Source organism: Picosynechococcus sp. PCC 73109 (assembly GCF_001521855.1).
Taxonomy (GTDB): domain Bacteria; phylum Cyanobacteriota; class Cyanobacteriia; order Cyanobacteriales; family MRBY01; genus MRBY01.
Map to the genome: position 1 here is coordinate 2,820,476 of NZ_CP013998.1, position 16,488 is coordinate 2,836,963.

Sequence of the window (16,488 nt, forward strand, 5' to 3'; positions counted from 1 at the left end):
TGATCTATGAAAAGCCAAGCCGATCTTTCCGCGCTCCTGTTTGCACTTGATAGCCGGGGATATAAGGCCTACAAGCAGATAAAAGGGGAGTACAACTTCCCAGACTTCACACTGATCATTGATTACGTCCAGGGAGATCCCTTTGCCGCTCCGACCCAGTGCAGTGTGATTGTCCCCCAGGCGATCGCCCAGTTTCCCCCAGCCCTCTACAACAGTCTCAGTCGCGAGATCGCCCTACGGGATTACCTCACCAGGCAGTTTTATCAAGTGGCCAAAGACTTTAGTGGCTTTCGGGGGACAGGCAAAAGCGGCTTGATCCAAGGGGTAGAACCTGCCCAGGAAATATTAGAACGCACTGCTGTATTTATTGATGACCAAGACTTGGAAGTACGTTTTTGGGTGGGCTTACCCGCTAAGGGACGGTCGATTTTGGGTCGCCAAGCAGAGGAAATGCTGTGCTACGACCTACCCCAGATTGTGCAAAAGTCCTTGCTTTTCCAGAATCTCAACGCCGCAGCCCTAAAAACCCACGTCGAAACCAGCGAAGATGCCGACTGGATCCGCAGTGAACTCCCCAAACGAGGTCTTGTCACCTTCATTGCCAATGGCGCGATTTTACCCAGACAGAGCGGTGTCGATGCCCATCCTTTAACGGAAAATGTAATTCCCTTCCAGAGTCCCCCAGAACTTGCGGTGAGCTTTGACTGCCCAAACCATGGCCCAATCACAGGGATGGGGATCAAACAGGGCATTACCCTCATCGTTGGGGGCGGCTACCATGGTAAATCAACCCTGCTCAAAGGAATTGAATTAGGCGTGTATAACCATCTGCCGGGGGACGGGCGGGAATGGGTGATCACCGATGCTAACGCTGTAAAAATTCGGGCCGAGGACGGACGCAGCATCGCCAGTGTCGATATTTCACCGTTCATTAACCAATTGCCCCAGGGCCAATCGACCCAGACTTTTTCGAGCAATAATGCCAGTGGTAGTACCTCCCAGGCCACCAACATTATCGAAGCATTAGAAGTGGGAGCAACGGCTTTACTGCTAGACGAAGACACATCCGCCACGAACTTCATGATCCGCGATCGCCGCATGCAACAGCTCATCCACAAGGACAAAGAGCCAATCACGCCCTTTGTGGATAAGGTGCGCCAACTCTACCAAGATCATGGGGTTTCAACGATTCTCGTGATGGGGGGCAGTGGCGATTATTTTGATGTGGCTGATACGGTGATTGCCATGGATAATTTTCAACCCCAGGATGTCACCGCCACCGCTAAACACATTGCCGCCAACCACAAAACCGAAAGACGCCTAGAAGGGGGTACACAATTTGGCACCATTACCCCCCGTGTTCCTGCTGCCGAGAGCATTGATGCCAGTCGGGGAAAACGGGCCGTCACCATTAAAGTGCGCGATACCAGTCGCCTTGGGTTTGGTACCGAAGATATTGACCTCAGTGCCGTGGAACAGTTGGTTGAAACGACCCAACTGCGGGCGATCGCCCTTGGTATTCTCTACGGTCGTGATCGGTATGGCCAAGATAACCTCACCCTTACAGAAATGTTGAACCGGGTTTTAGGCGACATCGAAGCAGAAGGACTTGATATTCTTAGTGAATATCCCCAGGCCGATTTGAGCTATTTTCGCAAATTTGAACTGGTGGCGGCCCTCAACCGTCTGCGATCGCTAGCCATTGTCCCCCCGGTGACAACATAAATTTTTCTCTCAAAGCCCTGGGATTTCCCCGATGGAATGACACACTGGAAGTAGAAAGGCACTGCTCTTGTTGTCACTGTCGGAGGACGCTGCTATGTTACCGACCCCATCTGCCCAAACCACTACCCCTGGGCCACAGACGACGGCGATTCAAAAAATTCTCGTGGCCCTCGACTATCGCACCGAAGATCCCAGCATCTTTGCCCAGGCCCTCAATTTCGCCGAAAAATTCCAAGCGGCCCTCACCATTTTTCACTGCGTCCAGCCCCAACCCGTGGCGATGCCCGAAATCGGCTCCCTCGCGGCCTACGGAGGCATGATCGATTCAACGGCGATCGCCCTCCAAGAAGAACAATTCCAGCAGCACCTCACCAATGTCGATCATTGGCTCCAAAGCCTCGCTCACCAAGCCCGCCACAAAAAAATCCCAACCACCATCCACCAACAAATTGGTGATCCCAGCGAAACCATTTGTGCGATCGCCAAAAACCAACAAGCCGACCTAATTATCCTCGGACGCCGGGGTTTAACGGGCCTAGGGGAAGTCTTTTTAGGGAGTGTCAGCAGCTACGTACTCCACCATGCACCCTGTTCCGTTTTGGTCGTCCAACATCCCCAAACTCCGGAAAAATCCCCTAAACACCGCAAGTAATCGTAAATCCCTTTACATAATTTGCTTGAGAAACGACACATCTGCATCACCAAAATGCACACTGAGGGCAATGTGGAGGTTTTCTAAGGATTTGATCAGCCAAGGTACCCCCTCTTGGGATTGGGATTCGTAGTGGCTGAAGAGAATTGAAAAGCGCCTTTCGAGGTGGGGTTTCGCCTTACCGCACATCAAAACCAACTTCAGGAGCAATGCCACCGTCACCGTCGGGCCAAGGTTCGTGATCATATCTACAAAAACGTAATGCTCTGGCCGCTGGGGACTTTCCACAATGAGATAATTGAGCAGTTGACTGGCCGTGCGCATCATCAACAACTCATTGGGTTTTTGGTGATCGTAGTTCGGCAACATGGTTTGCAGCTTTTGGTAGAGCCTCTGGTTAAACTGCAACTTGCCATACTTTTGATCGACGCTAGAAATTAAGTAGCTAAATAGCTCATGTTTAAAGTCTTCGTAGGAGAGAATTTCCGTCGTCCGGCGTAAAAAATATTGAGACAAGTCCCGGTAGCTGTGGCCCCGCTCCGGTTTCCCCACGAAATATTTCAGGGCAGTTCCCAACTCTCGCTCCGTGAGTAGGGTGGGATTTTGCACCCCCTGGAGCATTTGTTTAGCATCCTGAATCGAATGCTTACGGCGGGCCAGTTGGGCCAAACGCACCTGATACATGACATATTTGGAAAGGTCTAACTCAAAGGCCCGCTGAATTCTCGCTTGCACCTGACGGACGGTCTGCTGGTGTTCAAAGCTGCTATCTTCACTGAGCAGGCAGTGTTCATACAGATAGGGATAGCGTTGAATTAACTGACCCACCGAAACGCTTTGGTCATTCCAGGTAAATTTCTTTTTACTGTCGTCGTCTTCTACCACCCGCGCCAAACGTTGCAGGGTGAGATATTGTTCGGAGGTACTAAAGTCCACCACTAATTGGCGATGTAATTTCGTCAGGCGGGGCGTCGAAAGGCTCGGCGGCGGGATAGAGTCAAACAGTTCAACCAACCGAGGGATCGATTTTTGGAGCTGGGGGTGGATTTGCCAGCGGTTGATAATGATGTGACAGCAGCGGTTCAGAATGAATTTAAAATCTTCTTCGACACCAGGGGTTTTGAGGATAGTGATTAGGGCCTGGTGTAGTTCGGGGGTCGGCGCTTGACGTCCTTCAAGGAGAAATTGCTTGAATTCTTGGAGCAGCTCATCGGGGGTATGGCTCTGGACGGCGTGCATCAAATAGTCATATAGCTCTTGTTCGGCGGAATTGGTTTGCCGGAGATAAGAGGCGATGGGAGTTACTTTCGTCACGCTAATCGAGGAACTGGGTAAGGGATAGGCTGATTACAAGGCGAGGGACGACAGAGGAGAGCTATTAGATTTAGGGGAGACTGATTTTTTCTATCTTAAGTGGCAACTAAGGGGAAGAGGCGCGGCTTTTTGTGTTTTCTTGGTAAAGATCAAGGCTACGGTTGTAAAAACGGGTCTTGGGAGGGTTGAGCTTTGCTGCGGCTATTTTCTCTGATTTTACTAGGCTTCTGGGGTTTGGTTGCTAATTTTGTCACAGGGCATCTCTTTATAATGTAGGCGATCGCCGCCGCCACGATGGTGATAAATATCACGAAGGGCTACCCAAAATCCCGTAAGATTGCCTAGGAAAGTTTGTTGTGGGGTTACTCAAGTCATGGGGATTGTGTTGATGTTGTCTCAGTTGACGGCAATCTTGGGGGAAAATTTACGGCGATCGCCCCAACAGATTTCCCCTGAACCCGCCACCGGCGTTTCGACGGACACCAGAGACTTACAGCCGGGCAATGTATTTGTGGCCCTCATGGGCGAGAAATTTGATGGCCATGATTATGTTGACCAAGCATACCAGGCCGGGGCGATCGCCCTCATTACCAGTCGGCCCCTAGAGACGGATTTACCCCAGTGGATCGTCAACGATACCCTCCGAGCCTACCAAGATTTAGGGGCGTGGTGGCGGCAACAGGTCAATATTCCGGTGATTGGGATTACGGGTTCTGTCGGGAAAACCAGCACGAAGGAACTGATTGCGGGAGTTTTGGGCACCCAGGGCAAAGTGCTCAAAACCGAGGCCAATTTTAACAATGAAATCGGCGTCCCCAAGACCTTGTTAAACCTGACCCCAGACCATGATTTTGCTGTGATTGAAATGGCGATGCGGGGGCCAGGGGAAATTGCCCGACTCGCAGAAATTGCCCAGCCAACGATCGGCATTATTACCAACGTCGGGACAGCCCACATTGGTCGCCTCGGATCACGGGAGGCGATCGCCAAGGCCAAATGCGAACTGCTCGAATTTATGCCCAAGGACAGCGTGGCGATGCTCAACGCTGATAATGAGTTACTGATGGCGACGGCGGCAACGGTTTGGTCTGGGGAAACCCTCAGCTATGGGTTTAGCCAGGGGGATTTAACCGGGGAATACATCGCGCCGGATCAAGTCAAAGTGGCCGATCAAGTATTTCCGGTGCCCCTGGCGGGTCAGCACAATGCCCTCAATTACCTGGCGGCCCTAGGGGTGATGCAAGTGCTGGGTTTTGGTTGGCAGGGTTTAACGACGGAAATTTCCCTGGCCATGCCCAAAGGGCGATCGCAGCGCATTGTGCTTCCCAATGACATTGTGCTGTTAGATGAAACCTACAATGCGGGGCTAGAGTCGATGTTGGCGGCCCTTGATCTGCTGAAACAGACCCCCGGCGATCGCCACATTGCCGTGCTGGGGACAATGAAAGAACTGGGGGAATTTTCCGAAGCGCTCCATATTCAAGTGGGTGAAAAGGCCCAGGCCCTCGGTCTCGATCAGCTCTATGTGTTGGTGGATGACCCCGAAGCCCAGGCGATCGCCGATGGTGCCCCAGGGGTGCCGAGTCTTTGTTTCCCCGACCACGGGAGCTTAATTGCGCATTTACAGGCAACTATGCAACCCGGCGATCGCCTTTTGTTTAAAGCCTCCAATTCCGTGGGCCTCAGTCGCGTGGTGGAAGCGCTCCAACAGGCCTATTCTGTCTAATGACCTAAACGTAGGGGGGAGGTTTTGCAGACCTCTACCGTTCGGGAAAGTTAAAAAGCCTCAAATTGCTGTTGCATCGACTGAATCACATCGGCCCCCAACAGCGCCACAAATACCCCAAAGCTCAACAGACTTAACAGCAAAATTTGCACCCGCAACAACGTAAAACGGCGGGACAGTTCCCGTTGGTAATATTGGCGAATTTGACTAAAACTGAGGGGCAAGGTGCCGGCTATTTCCCCGGAGTGAATGATTTGGCGCACCATCGGCGAAAAATAGGGGGCGATCGCCGTCGTTAAATCTGTGCCCCGGCGCACCTGGGGTTCAATGCGTCGGCAAATGGTTTGGAGATCTAGATCTGGAAATCCCTCGGCTAACCAGGCGATCGCTGCCGTTAGGGGCAAACCACAATCCAGGGGCAACTGGAGATAACCCAGATGAATCAGCATCTGCAACCGAGTAATGTTCCGCAGCGGCGGCACCCGCCGTAAACCGAGGCGCAGCGGTTCCCAAGTGATCGCCCCATACAGAAAAACCATTAAGGCGATCGCCGTAACTAATGCCGTCGTCCCGAAGTCTCCCGCCAGCAGTGAGCCCCCCAGCAGCAGATAAATAACCATCACCCAAGACCAGACCATGATCAGCCCCCGCAGGAGCATCCCTCGGATTAAGCGCCGCCGTTCTGCCATCTCCACCAAGGTATCTGACACATCCCGGCAAACGCTCACCAAAGCCCCACTGGTTTCGGCCATCTCCAGGAGGGCGATCGCCCAGGCCGAAAACTGCGATCGCACCGGTAGCCAGCTTTCCCGGAGACTATGGCCCCGCTCTAATTGCAAAATTACCCCCTGCCAAGGCTCCCGTGCCCGCCGGGGAATTTCCCCCATGGCTAAGGCCACCGCCTGACCCAAGCCCATACCGGCCTTGAGGGTCGCTCCCAACTGCCGAAAAAATAACGCCTGTTGCTGTTCTTTCATCGCAAATTATCTCTCTGCTGCACCATCGCAATCTAACCTCCCAGTACCGATAAGTATTTCTTCTTAGGTTTTCTGGCGATCGCCCTACCCATGCCCGTAGGCTAATGCGATAATTCACCATAGTGACGCCAGCCAAGTTCATAACCCTTTAAGTAAAACAAAAATTCCATGATGCAAGCCCGGCACCTTTCCCCCAAGCACATTCTCCTTAGCCTCCTCGTTATTCTCATAACAACGCTATCCCTATGTGTCACCCCCGCCTGGGCGAGCCTCAACGATGATCGCTACGATGGCAATGTTTTTGTTCTTTACGCAGGCAATGGTTCCCTCGTACCGCCCCGCCTCTCCCTCCAAGAAACTAGGGAACGGGAACTTCCCGCCATGTTGGTTTTTTATGCCGACGACAGTAGCGACAGTAAGCGTTTTGCCCCCATTGTCTCCGAAATCCAGTCCTACTACGAAAAAGTGATCAGCATTATCCCCGTGGCGATCGACTCCATTCCCCAACAAAAAAGCTATAGCAAAGACGAAGTCGGTTATTACTACGGCGGAAAAATCCCCCAAACCGTCATTCTCGATGCCAAGGGCAAAGTCATTTTTAATGAAGTCGGCCAGAGCGATTTTAACGACATCGACAATACCTTCCGGAAGCTCTTTGACCTGCCCCTACGGGAAGGCGAGAACCTCAAAAAACCGATCCAATCCTTTAACGAATACAACTCCGGTTTCGCCCAATAACCACTACTTTTTCCCATAATCCAGTTCCTAGAGAATGAGCCAAGCGCTGATTCTCTTTTTTTATGTCCTGGTTTCACCTCCCCAGCCCAGGTAACTTTTCCACAACAGAAGCCCATCAAGACAAACGACCTGCGCTAGCCTGAAAACAAATCCTGCTTATATTTACTCAACAACCATTGAGGCAGATTCCAATGAACCCTTTAGTATTTATCATTTTGGCCCTGGGTGGTTCCGCTGTTTTTGGTTCCGTCAAGATTGTCAACGAAAAAAATCAATATTTAGTCGAAAGCCTCGGTAGCTATAAAAAAACCCTTGAACCGGGCTTAAATTTCGTCACCCCTTTTATCGACAAAATCGTTTATCGCGAGACCATCCGGGAAAAAGTTTTAGATGTCCCCCCCCAATCTTGCATCACCCGTGACAACGTTTCCATTAGCGTGGATGCGGTGGTTTACTGGCGCATTGTCGATATGTATAAAGCCTATTACAAGGTAGAAAATCTCCAATCGGCCATGGTGAACTTGGTTCTCACCCAAATCCGCTCGGAAATGGGCAAGCTAGAACTTGATGAAACCTTCACCGCCCGCACCGAAATTAACGAGCTCTTGCTGCGGGAATTGGATATTTCCACTGACCCTTGGGGCGTAAAAGTCACCCGAGTCGAACTGCGCGACATTGTACCCTCAAAGGCGGTGCTGGACTCCATGGAGCTGCAAATGGCAGCTGAGCGGAAAAAACGGGCCGCAATCCTCACCTCTGAAGGGGAACGAGAATCGGCGGTCAACTCTGCCCAGGGTCGTGCTGAGTCCCAGGTGTTGGAGGCCGAATCCCAGAAAAAAGCAGCTATTCTCCAGGCAGAAGCAGAAAAAGAAGCGATTATCATGCGGGCGGAGGCGAAACGCCAGGAAGAAGTGATGCGCGCCCAGGCCTCTGCCCAAGCGATGCAAATTGTCGCCCAACAGCTCAAAACCAATCCTGCCGCCGGTGAAGCGTTGCAGTTTATCTTGGCCCAGCAATACCTCGAAATGGGGCAAACCATTGGTAGTAGCGGCAGTAGTAAGGTGATGTTCCTCGACCCCCGCAATATGATGTCTACCCTAGAGGGGATGAAATCGGTGATTGGTAATAATGCGGATATCGCTGCTCTAGACTTGGATTTAGACCAATTGGATCGTCACCAGGCTGGTTAGATGCATTGCGGTTTGAGATAAAAAATAAAAACCTGAAAATCCCCCTGTATTCACAAGGGGATTTTGTGTTTCTAAGAGATCTTAAGTGAGGTTCCCTTAGGCGGCGATCGCCATTTCTGTTTCTTTTTCCTTAGCAGCCATACTCAGGAGCAAATCTAAAACACGATTGGCATAGCCCCATTCATTGTCATACCAGGCCACTACCTTAAAAAAGTGCTCATTCAGCGCCATCCCAGCCCCGGCATCGAAAATGCTGGAATGGGGATCGCTGGTGAAGTCTGTAGAAACCACATCATCCTCGGTGTAGGCCAAAACGCCTTTTAGCTCACCATTGGCCGCCTCACGCATCGCGGCACAAATTTCCCCATAGGAAGTGGGTTTTTCGGTGCGGAAGGTCAGATCAACCACCGAAACATCAGGGGTCGGCACCCGCATTGCCATCCCGGTTAAACGTCCGGCCAACTCCGGTAAGACCAAGGTCACTGCCTTCGCCGCGCCAGTGGATGCCGGAATAATATTTTGACCTGCGCCACGACCACTCCGGTTATCTTTTGCGTTGGCGCCATCAACGGTGGGCTGGGTCGCTGTCATCGCATGGATTGTCGTCATCAACCCCTCTGCTAGACCAAAGTTATCGTGGATTACCTTAGCAATCGGGGCGAGACAATTGGTCGTACAACTGGCGTTGGACACAATGCGGTCATAGGCCGGGGAATAATCATGGTGATTTACCCCAACCACAAAGGTGGGAATGCGCTGGGGTTCGCTGGTGGGCGCAGAAACAATTACCCGTTTCGCTCCGGCTTCTAGGTGCTTGGAGACGCCGACAAAATCCCGAAAACATCCAGTAGATTCAATCACATAGTCAACGTTCAGTTCTTCCCAGGGCAACATACTGGGGTCTTTGACCATCGTGCAGCGGATAAACTGGCCATTCACGTAAATACCATCGGCGGTGGCTTCGATGGTGCCCGGAAAACGACCATGGGTAGAGTCATATCTGAGGAGATAGGCAATCTTTTCCGGGGAAATTAGATCATTGATGCAAACAAAATTGAGATTGGGGTTGTGGAGGGCAGCACGGAAAACGAGGCGGCCAATGCGGCCAAAACCATTGATTGCGAGATTGAGAGAAGCCATATATTTGTGCGTCAGTCCAACTGGATAGAACTGGGTAGGTTGGTTACGGCCCCATTCTAGGCAGTGAATTTGGGTCGGCTGAGATAGCTCAAAGAAGTATAAAGTTACGAAAAATTTTCTTCTTTTACGAAGAGTATGGACAGATGAACTTTAGTAACGCTAGTGGGGGGATTGCTGTGGCGATCGCCTTTTTTGCTGCGATATGTTTCGGGGATCGCTCCAGAAAAAACGAATGCCGCCCTGAGATCCGGTGTTGTCATCGCCAGTTCATGACATCCAGAAGTTGCGAAACGTAAAGGCTGCCCGAAAATCTCGACAAAGGGGGCGATCGTTTAAAATTCTGTAAAGCTTCTTCGAGAAATCATGCCTGGCCCCTGAACCAAGGAGTTACACTAGAGGGCAATCTTGCTGGACTACTTACTGAGCTTTGGTGGTGCTAGTCCTCGGTTTTAAAAATTTTTTTATATTAATATTTCCGCCGTTAAAAAACTATTTTGTCTCCCCCGACGCTAATATGCCAGCCCCCTTGCCCATCACCATTGAGCCCTTTACTTGGTCTAATCTCGACTTGCAGCAGACCTTTCAGCTGATTGATCGCTATTTGCCCCTGAATCTTTGCCGTAATCACGAAATTCTGCCCCTCACCCTCCAAGATCGCTGTCTCACCCTGGGCATTGTCGATCCCCAACGCTCAAGCGTCGCGGCCATCGTCAATAAACTGCTCAGTCGCGGCGGACTGCAACTCAAAGCCCAAAAGCTTGATCTCAAAACCTACCAGCTAATTCTGTCTTCTTACCTGAATTACCATCAAAGCAAGCAAAAATCTCCGCCCCAACCCAAGACGTCCCCAGTCCCTGGCCGAAAAAACGCCACCCCACCAATCTCAGAACGGGCGACTTTAGTCATGGAAAATGGGCCACCACCCATGCCGTCGTCTGTTTCTAATGATGCGGATCAAGACACTGCCGTGTTTTCTGGGGAGACAACGGCTCTACAGATGCCGGTGAATAATGAACTGTCCGAATTTTTTCGACATGTGCCGGCGGTGGTGATTCCCAAGGGGCCAGTACAACTGCAAGCGTCACCGTCTGCTACGGCGAATGATGCAGGGGAATTGCAAATTTCACCGCAATATCTCAACACTCCCCTCGAAGAACTCAACCACTTATCCGCGTCGCAACTATACCAAGAACTGCTGGGCCGCATTTTAACGGAGGGCATTGGCCGCCTCTATTTTGAAAACCACGCCCGGGCCGGCCGCATTTTTCTCAGTGAAAGTGGTTTGATGAAAGGGTCATTGTCCGGTATTCCCCAGGAAACATTCCACGGGATCCTCGATGAATTTAAGCGCCTCGCTCACCTGCCCCCAGGGCCCATCGACCGACCGAAAAAAGTGGAAATGGAGCAGTACTATCAGGGTGAGCGGATTTTACTGCGGTTGCGGGTTATGCCGGGACAGTACGGTGAAGAGGGCACCTTGCAAGTCTTACGGGGTCAAGCACTGGCGTTTTATCAACAGCAGCAGATGGATGAACTTGGACAAGAGGCGATTGAAGCGGCCCAACGCCTAGAACGGAAATTGCGCCATATTTATCTGCGGAGCCAAATTAATCCGGCTCCCCTTAATGCTTTGGATGAACTGTATGGTTTTTGCGATCGCCTCCGAGAACAGCTTGATAATCTGAACAAGCCTCAATAACGATCTTCAATTACGGATTTGTTGACGATACCAGTGACGGAGAATCTCTGGATCAATGCCGAGATGATAACCGAGGAGCATTTTTTGGTTAATCCAGGTGGTGCGCCACAGACCCAGTCGCTGCCATCTGCGAGCCGAAGTTTGTACAGGTTGGCTTGTCAGGCGAATCTTGCCCCGTTTTCCCAGCCGTTGCATTAGCTCGTAGTCTTCCATAATGGGAATTTCGGCATAACCCCCCAGGGCTTCAAAATCCTGACGCCGCAAAAAAATGGCCTGGTCACCGTAGGGCAAAGCCAAAAGTTGCGATCGCCATTGCACTAACTTTTCTAAGGCACGAAATCGCCACCGGGAATCGGCAATTCCTAAAAGAAAGGCTCCAGCCACCACCTGGGAATCCGCCAAGGTCTCTGTCACAAGGGCCGCAAAGTCCTGGGGTAATTGGGTATCACCATGGAGAAACAGAAAAATGTCTCCCTGGGCGATCGCCGCCCCTCGATTCATTTGTTTGCCGCGCCCCCCACTGGTTTGACAAAGGGTCACCGGAAACTGACGCACTAGATCACAAGTCGGATCCTGGCTGCCCCCATCCACAACGATAATTTCTAAAGGGTTTGGAATCCGGAGCAAATGTTCTAAACAAGCGACAATACCAGCTGCCTCATTTAAAACAGGCATAATCACTGAAATCATGATTTCTAAAAACTTGAGGCCCCAATATTAGGACGCACCCGTAACCGCACAAGCACCGCCGTAATGTTGTCATGACCATTGCGTTCATTAGCTAGGGCAATTAAGCGATGCACTCCTTCATCTAAATTGGCCCGGGCACTCAGTAGGGGGAGGAGCATTTCTTCCCAGGTCGTTTCAATTAAGTCATTGTCTGATAAGCCATCGGAACAGAGCAAAAACAGACTATCTTCGTTCACCTGGAAAAAATTAATATCCGGCTCCACAAAGCTATTTTCCCGGGGGCCAATGGCCTGGGTCAGTTGGTAGGCATCGGGCCTCCCATAGGCAATCTCTGGGGTGACACCTCGATGTAATTCCCGCTGACCCACCTCATGGTCAACGGTGAGTTGTTCGAGATTTCCTTTGCGGCTCACACGATAGATGCGACTGTCTCCCACATGGGCGATCGCCACCTGATTGTCTTGAACCAACATCAAAACTAAGGTAGTGCCCATGCGCCCGCTCCCAGAACGGGAATTTTTCAGGTTGATATTGTAAACCGCCTCATTAGTCTCCCAAATGGCCTGGCGCATCACGGCCTCATCCGGTAACTTGTCCTGCCAATGCTCCTGGAAAAAAGCCTGAATCGTTTCCACAGAAAGGGCACTGGCCACTTCCCCCGCCGCATGGCCGCCCATACCATCACAGACCACATAGAAGCCGCGCCCTTGAATTTGTCTCCCCAGGAGATTTTCCTGCTTTTCGATGCGGGTACGCATACCAAAATAGTCCTCGTTGTGATCCCGCTCTTGACCAATATCCGTGCAGCCTGCATCGTCTAAACTCACCAAATTCATCGGTAAGACTACCGTTGAGGCTTCCTCTTCCTCTGGGAAAGCCAAGGGTTCAAAGTCCCCCGAAGCAATGCTCCCTCCAGAATGTTCAATCTGGGGTGAGTCCTCGGCTTCTGATTCAGGATTAGCCGTTGCTGTTTCTCCGTCCGGGGTTTCTGCGAGATCTTCTGGGCCTAAATCAGCCGACAACAACACATCATCCAGGGTGGTTAAATCCTCTGGCTGTAATTCGATGGCTTCTAACTCTCCCTCCACTTCCCCATAAAAATCATCGGTATCTTCTGGGGCGAGGGCACGGAGGGCTTTTTTTAGGCGGGAGACAGTATCCAAACCACCAATTTGGGCCGTTTCAGTCAGCTCATAAAGGGGTTGCCACGCTGGTTGGGTAGATAGGTGAAACAAATCTTGCCATAGTTGAGGCAGTCGCTGCAGTGCCGGGAGATGGTCTGGATCGTCCTGGAGGAGTTGTCGCACCACGAGGCTTTGGTCTTCGTTAAGGTATAAATTTGTTGGTTCAAGGATAGTTTGGCAACATTGGAGGGGAACCAATTCTCGCCATAGCTGCACCATCTGAAAACACCATTGCAGCAGTTGTTCGTAGAGGGGGGTTTGTGCTTGGCAGTAGGTTTTTAAGGGCGTGAGGGGCTGTGGGCGTTGCTCAAACAGCAACACTTGATATTCTGGCTGACGCCAAGCTTCCAGGAGTTTTGGCACCGCAGAAAAATCATCTTGCAGGCTGAGATACTGACGGGCGATCGCCGGAATTTCTTTATCTTGCCAGAGGTCGGGATCAGCGAGCTGGGCGGGATCGGTTATTTCTAACTCTTGGAGGGCAGTTTCTAAAATTGTTGGGGTTTCTGGGGTTGTATCGATCACCGCGAGCCAAGGAAATGTTTCGGCTCGTACCGTTGGGCGATCGCCCAGGCGATAACGACCAGCTTCATCAAGGGTTTCTCGTGCTTGGCAAGATGCCGCTTCAGCGTCCAGGATCAAGGCTGTGAGAGGCCGACTGACCCACCCTTGGCAAGATTCACATTGCTCTTGCTGTAACCGTACGGGCGTTTCACAGTGGGGACAGGGCCTCGTCAGAGAGCTTCCACAATACTGACAGAAACGATTTTCTGGCGGGTTTTCTTGGGTACATTGGGGACAAACAACCATGGTCACAGGGGCCTTCTGGATGGGGGTGACCCGCGAAGCTTAACCTAAGCTTGTGGGGGAGAAACCTAAATTTGCAAACAGTCTGGGTGTTTTAGGAACTTTTGAGCAGCGACGGGCCATGGTTGGCTTTAACGTTATAGAAACAACATTGGGGAGTAGCCTTTGCCCGCAAGCACAACTGACTCCCCAGCGATAAATAGCTACATTTTCATGTTGGCCGCCTCAATCGCGCCTAGGTGGATTTTTTCGGGGCGAGAATCATCATCATGTTACGCCCTTCTCGTTTGGGTCGCTGTTGAATTTCACCGACTTCTTCGAGGTCTTTGGCCATGCGATCTAGGAGTTTTTGAGCGAGGTTGGAGTGTTGGATCTCCCGGCCCCGGAAGGTGATCGTTGCTTTGACTTTGTCGCCTGATTTGAGGAAGCGCTGGGCACTGTTTACCCGGACTTGGTAGTCATGTTCCTCAATTTTGTAACGCATTTTGACCTCTTTGAGATCCGCATTGTGCTGTTTCTTTTTGGCTTCTCGGGCGCGTTTTTCCTGCTCGAATTTGTACTTCCCGTAGTCCATAATCCGGCATACTGGCGGCTTGGCGGTTTCGCTGACGAGGACAAGGTCGAGGTCTTCTTCTTCGGCGATCGCCAGGGCCTCGGCGGGGGTCATGATGCCAAGTTGTTCCCCGTCTCCACTGATGACTCTGATATTTGGAAAACGAATTCTTTCGTTAATTTTCGGGAGGTCACGTTTTACGCGTCTTTTATCTTTCACAGGCTATGCGTTGAATGTTGTTACGATTTGGTAGGTAGGTTTATTACAGTCAATAAAAAATTGAGAACTATGCCCATTTTACTCATTGGCGGACTTTTCGTTACGTCCTGGGGCAGATTTTAGGGACAATTTGTGATGATTTTTCAAGCGAGGATGCTCAATTTAAGTTATGGCGATCGCCCAACACCCTAGGGGAATAAATGCTGCAATGGCGCTTCAACCTTGGTCACAACGGATCGGGTCACAACGGTGCTGGATTTGGCGGGGCTGGCAGATTCGTTACAGTTTTTGGCGCACGGTTCCGGAAAACAGGGGGCGATCGCCCCTCGTCCTCCTCCATGGATTTGGGGCGGCCCTGGAGCATTGGCGTCATTTAATGCCCTTGCTGGCCCAGGATCGCGATGTGTATGCCCTGGATTTATTAGGGTTTGGGGGGTCGCGGAAAGGCAGTGCAGAGTTTGGCGTCCCCCTCTGGACAGCGCAACTGAGCGACTTTTTAAACCTTGTGGTGCGACGTCCGGTAATTTTGTTGGGCAATTCCCTTGGTTCTTTGGTCTGTGCCAACCTGGGCCAAGATCCGAAAAATCGGGTCGAGGCGATCGCCCTGATGAGTGTGCCGGATGTCGCCCAACGCCAAGCGATGTTACCCAAGCCCCTACGCCCGATTGTCAATGGTTTGGAGCGCAGCGCCATGCAACCCTGGCTCCTGAAACTCATCTTTCGGGTGGCGCGCCGTCCTTTTGTCCTGAAAAATTGGCTGAAATTAGCCTATCCTTCCTGGCCAGATATTGATGCTGAACTGTTAGCAATTGTGCAGGCCCCGACCCTGGATCAAGATGCTGCTCAAGCATTTGTTGCCCTGAGTCGCCGCGTTGGTCAGCCAGGTTTTGCGCCGCCCATGGCCACGGTTTTTGCGAAAATGCCTTGTCCGATATTGCTGCTCTGGGGTGAACAGGATCGCTTTGTCCCCGTGGCGATCGCCCCCCAACTTGCCGCCGTTAATCCCCGGATCACCCTCAAGATTTTGCCCGGCCTTGGCCACTGCCCCCACGACGAAGCTCCGGCCCTGATCTATGAATTATTTTCCCAATGGCTAGAAGGTGCCAGCGAGCTATAGTAATATATCCCCTTGGTTTTAGTACGTAGCGCCGCCCCAATCCCCAGACCATGATGAAACACACCCTCTCAGTTCTTGTTGAAGACGAAGCCGGAGTCCTCACCCGCATTGCCGGACTCTTTGCCCGTCGTGGTTTTAACATCGAAAGCCTCGCCGTTGGCCCCGCCGAAAAAGAGGGTATTTCTCGAATTACCATGGTTGTTCCCTGCGACGAAAAAGAAATTGAACAAGTTTCTGCCCAACTCGACAAGCTCATCCACGTGCGGGAAGTGGATGATGTCACCGCCAAACCCTGTGTGGAACGGGAACTGATGTTGGTCAAGGTCAATGCCGATGCGAACCAACGCTCCGAAGTGATGCAATTGGTACAGGTTTTCCGGGCGCGGATCGTCGATATTTCTGACAGAACCGTGACGGTACAGGTGGTGGGTGACCCCGGCAAAATGGTCGCCATCCTTCAAATGCTCGAAAAATTCGGCATCATCGAAGTGGCACGGACTGGAAAATTAGCCCTCGTCCGGGAATCTGGCGTAAACACAGAATATCTAAAATCTGCGGGTAGAAAAGCCTAATTTCCCCCATGAATGTGGGGGACAGACAGTGCATTGCAGTATTGATGAAACTGTCCTAAATCTTCTGAATTCCACAAAATTTTTCTTGATTTTCCTGGGACTGACTTGATGTTTCTTAACATCTAAGCCCGCCTTTGTGTGGCTAAGATCATGGGGTGACACATTTTGATCAGGGATAGTCTAGC

14 protein-coding genes are annotated in these 16,488 nt (G+C 51.4%); 8 read left to right on the forward strand and 6 right to left on the reverse strand.

The genetic code is table 11. The annotated features are described in order from the left end of the window. Window positions 1-6 precede the first annotated feature (6 nt). A complete protein-coding gene (locus AWQ23_RS13395) occupies window positions 7-1,725 on the forward strand; it encodes an ABC-ATPase domain-containing protein (RefSeq protein WP_062436152.1) in 1,719 nt (572 codons plus the stop codon). Window positions 1,726-1,819: 94 nt separating this feature from the next. Next, complete coding sequence (locus AWQ23_RS13400; protein WP_062436155.1) at window positions 1,820-2,377, forward strand: universal stress protein; 558 nt, start codon at window positions 1,820-1,822, stop codon at window positions 2,375-2,377. Between the two features lie 12 nt (window positions 2,378-2,389). Here AWQ23_RS13400 and AWQ23_RS13405 read toward each other — a convergent pair whose 3' ends face one another. Next, window positions 2,390-3,691: a hypothetical protein gene (locus tag AWQ23_RS13405; RefSeq protein WP_062436157.1), complete on the reverse strand. Its 1,302-nt coding sequence runs from the start codon at window positions 3,689-3,691 to the stop codon at window positions 2,390-2,392. 373 nt (window positions 3,692-4,064) lie between these two features. Here AWQ23_RS13405 and murF point away from each other — a divergent pair, with 373 nt between their 5' ends. Beyond that, on the forward strand, window positions 4,065-5,417 hold the full coding sequence (murF, locus tag AWQ23_RS13410) for a UDP-N-acetylmuramoyl-tripeptide--D-alanyl-D-alanine ligase (protein ID WP_198158665.1): 1,353 nt from the start codon (window positions 4,065-4,067) through the stop codon (window positions 5,415-5,417). Between the two features lie 50 nt (window positions 5,418-5,467). On the opposite strand, the gene AWQ23_RS13415 is transcribed toward murF, so the two are convergent. Beyond that, a complete protein-coding gene (locus tag AWQ23_RS13415) occupies window positions 5,468-6,394 on the reverse strand; it encodes a type II secretion system F family protein (RefSeq protein WP_062436159.1) in 927 nt (308 codons plus the stop codon). Between the two features lie 171 nt (window positions 6,395-6,565). Between AWQ23_RS13415 and AWQ23_RS13420 the strand changes: the two genes are divergently transcribed. Together AWQ23_RS13420 and AWQ23_RS13425 are read left to right on the forward strand one after the other, a co-directional pair. After that, window positions 6,566-7,132, forward strand: a complete 567-nt coding sequence (locus AWQ23_RS13420) for a thylakoid membrane photosystem I accumulation factor (RefSeq protein WP_062436702.1) — start codon at window positions 6,566-6,568, stop codon at window positions 7,130-7,132. 191 nt (window positions 7,133-7,323) lie between these two features. Continuing rightward, window positions 7,324-8,322, forward strand: coding sequence for an SPFH domain-containing protein (locus tag AWQ23_RS13425; protein ID WP_012308290.1), 999 nt, complete (start codon window positions 7,324-7,326; stop codon window positions 8,320-8,322). A gap of 96 nt (window positions 8,323-8,418) precedes the next feature. Here AWQ23_RS13425 and gap read toward each other — a convergent pair whose 3' ends face one another. After that, window positions 8,419-9,462, reverse strand: coding sequence for a type I glyceraldehyde-3-phosphate dehydrogenase (gene gap / locus AWQ23_RS13430; protein WP_062436161.1), 1,044 nt, complete (start codon window positions 9,460-9,462; stop codon window positions 8,419-8,421). A gap of 514 nt (window positions 9,463-9,976) precedes the next feature. Between gap and AWQ23_RS13435 the strand changes: the two genes are divergently transcribed. Beyond that, window positions 9,977-11,161, forward strand: coding sequence for a hypothetical protein (locus tag AWQ23_RS13435; protein WP_062436163.1), 1,185 nt, complete (start codon window positions 9,977-9,979; stop codon window positions 11,159-11,161). A gap of 6 nt (window positions 11,162-11,167) precedes the next feature. Here the strand turns inward: AWQ23_RS13435 and AWQ23_RS13440 are convergent, their stop codons facing one another. The 3 genes from AWQ23_RS13440 to infC form a co-directional block, all read right to left on the reverse strand. After that, a complete protein-coding gene (locus AWQ23_RS13440) occupies window positions 11,168-11,851 on the reverse strand; it encodes a TIGR04283 family arsenosugar biosynthesis glycosyltransferase (RefSeq protein ID WP_232308913.1) in 684 nt (227 codons plus the stop codon). A 5-nt stretch (window positions 11,852-11,856) separates the two neighbouring features. After that, on the reverse strand, window positions 11,857-13,845 hold the full coding sequence (locus AWQ23_RS13445; RefSeq protein WP_062436164.1) for a serine/threonine phosphatase: 1,989 nt from the start codon (window positions 13,843-13,845) through the stop codon (window positions 11,857-11,859). Window positions 13,846-14,077: 232 nt separating this feature from the next. Continuing rightward, entirely contained in the window at window positions 14,078-14,614 is a 537-nt protein-coding gene (gene infC, locus AWQ23_RS13450; protein ID WP_012308296.1) for a translation initiation factor IF-3, read from the reverse strand. 208 nt (window positions 14,615-14,822) lie between these two features. On the opposite strand from infC, the gene AWQ23_RS13455 reads away from it, so the two are divergent. Both AWQ23_RS13455 and ilvN read left to right on the forward strand, forming a co-directional pair. Beyond that, window positions 14,823-15,731, forward strand: a complete 909-nt coding sequence (locus AWQ23_RS13455) for an alpha/beta fold hydrolase (RefSeq protein WP_062436166.1) — start codon at window positions 14,823-14,825, stop codon at window positions 15,729-15,731. Window positions 15,732-15,784: 53 nt separating this feature from the next. Continuing rightward, window positions 15,785-16,303 carry an acetolactate synthase small subunit gene (ilvN, locus tag AWQ23_RS13460; RefSeq protein ID WP_030007373.1) on the forward strand — a complete coding sequence of 173 codons (519 nt, stop codon included), beginning with the start codon at window positions 15,785-15,787 and terminating at the stop codon, window positions 16,301-16,303. The last annotated feature ends 185 nt before the right edge of the window (window positions 16,304-16,488 follow it).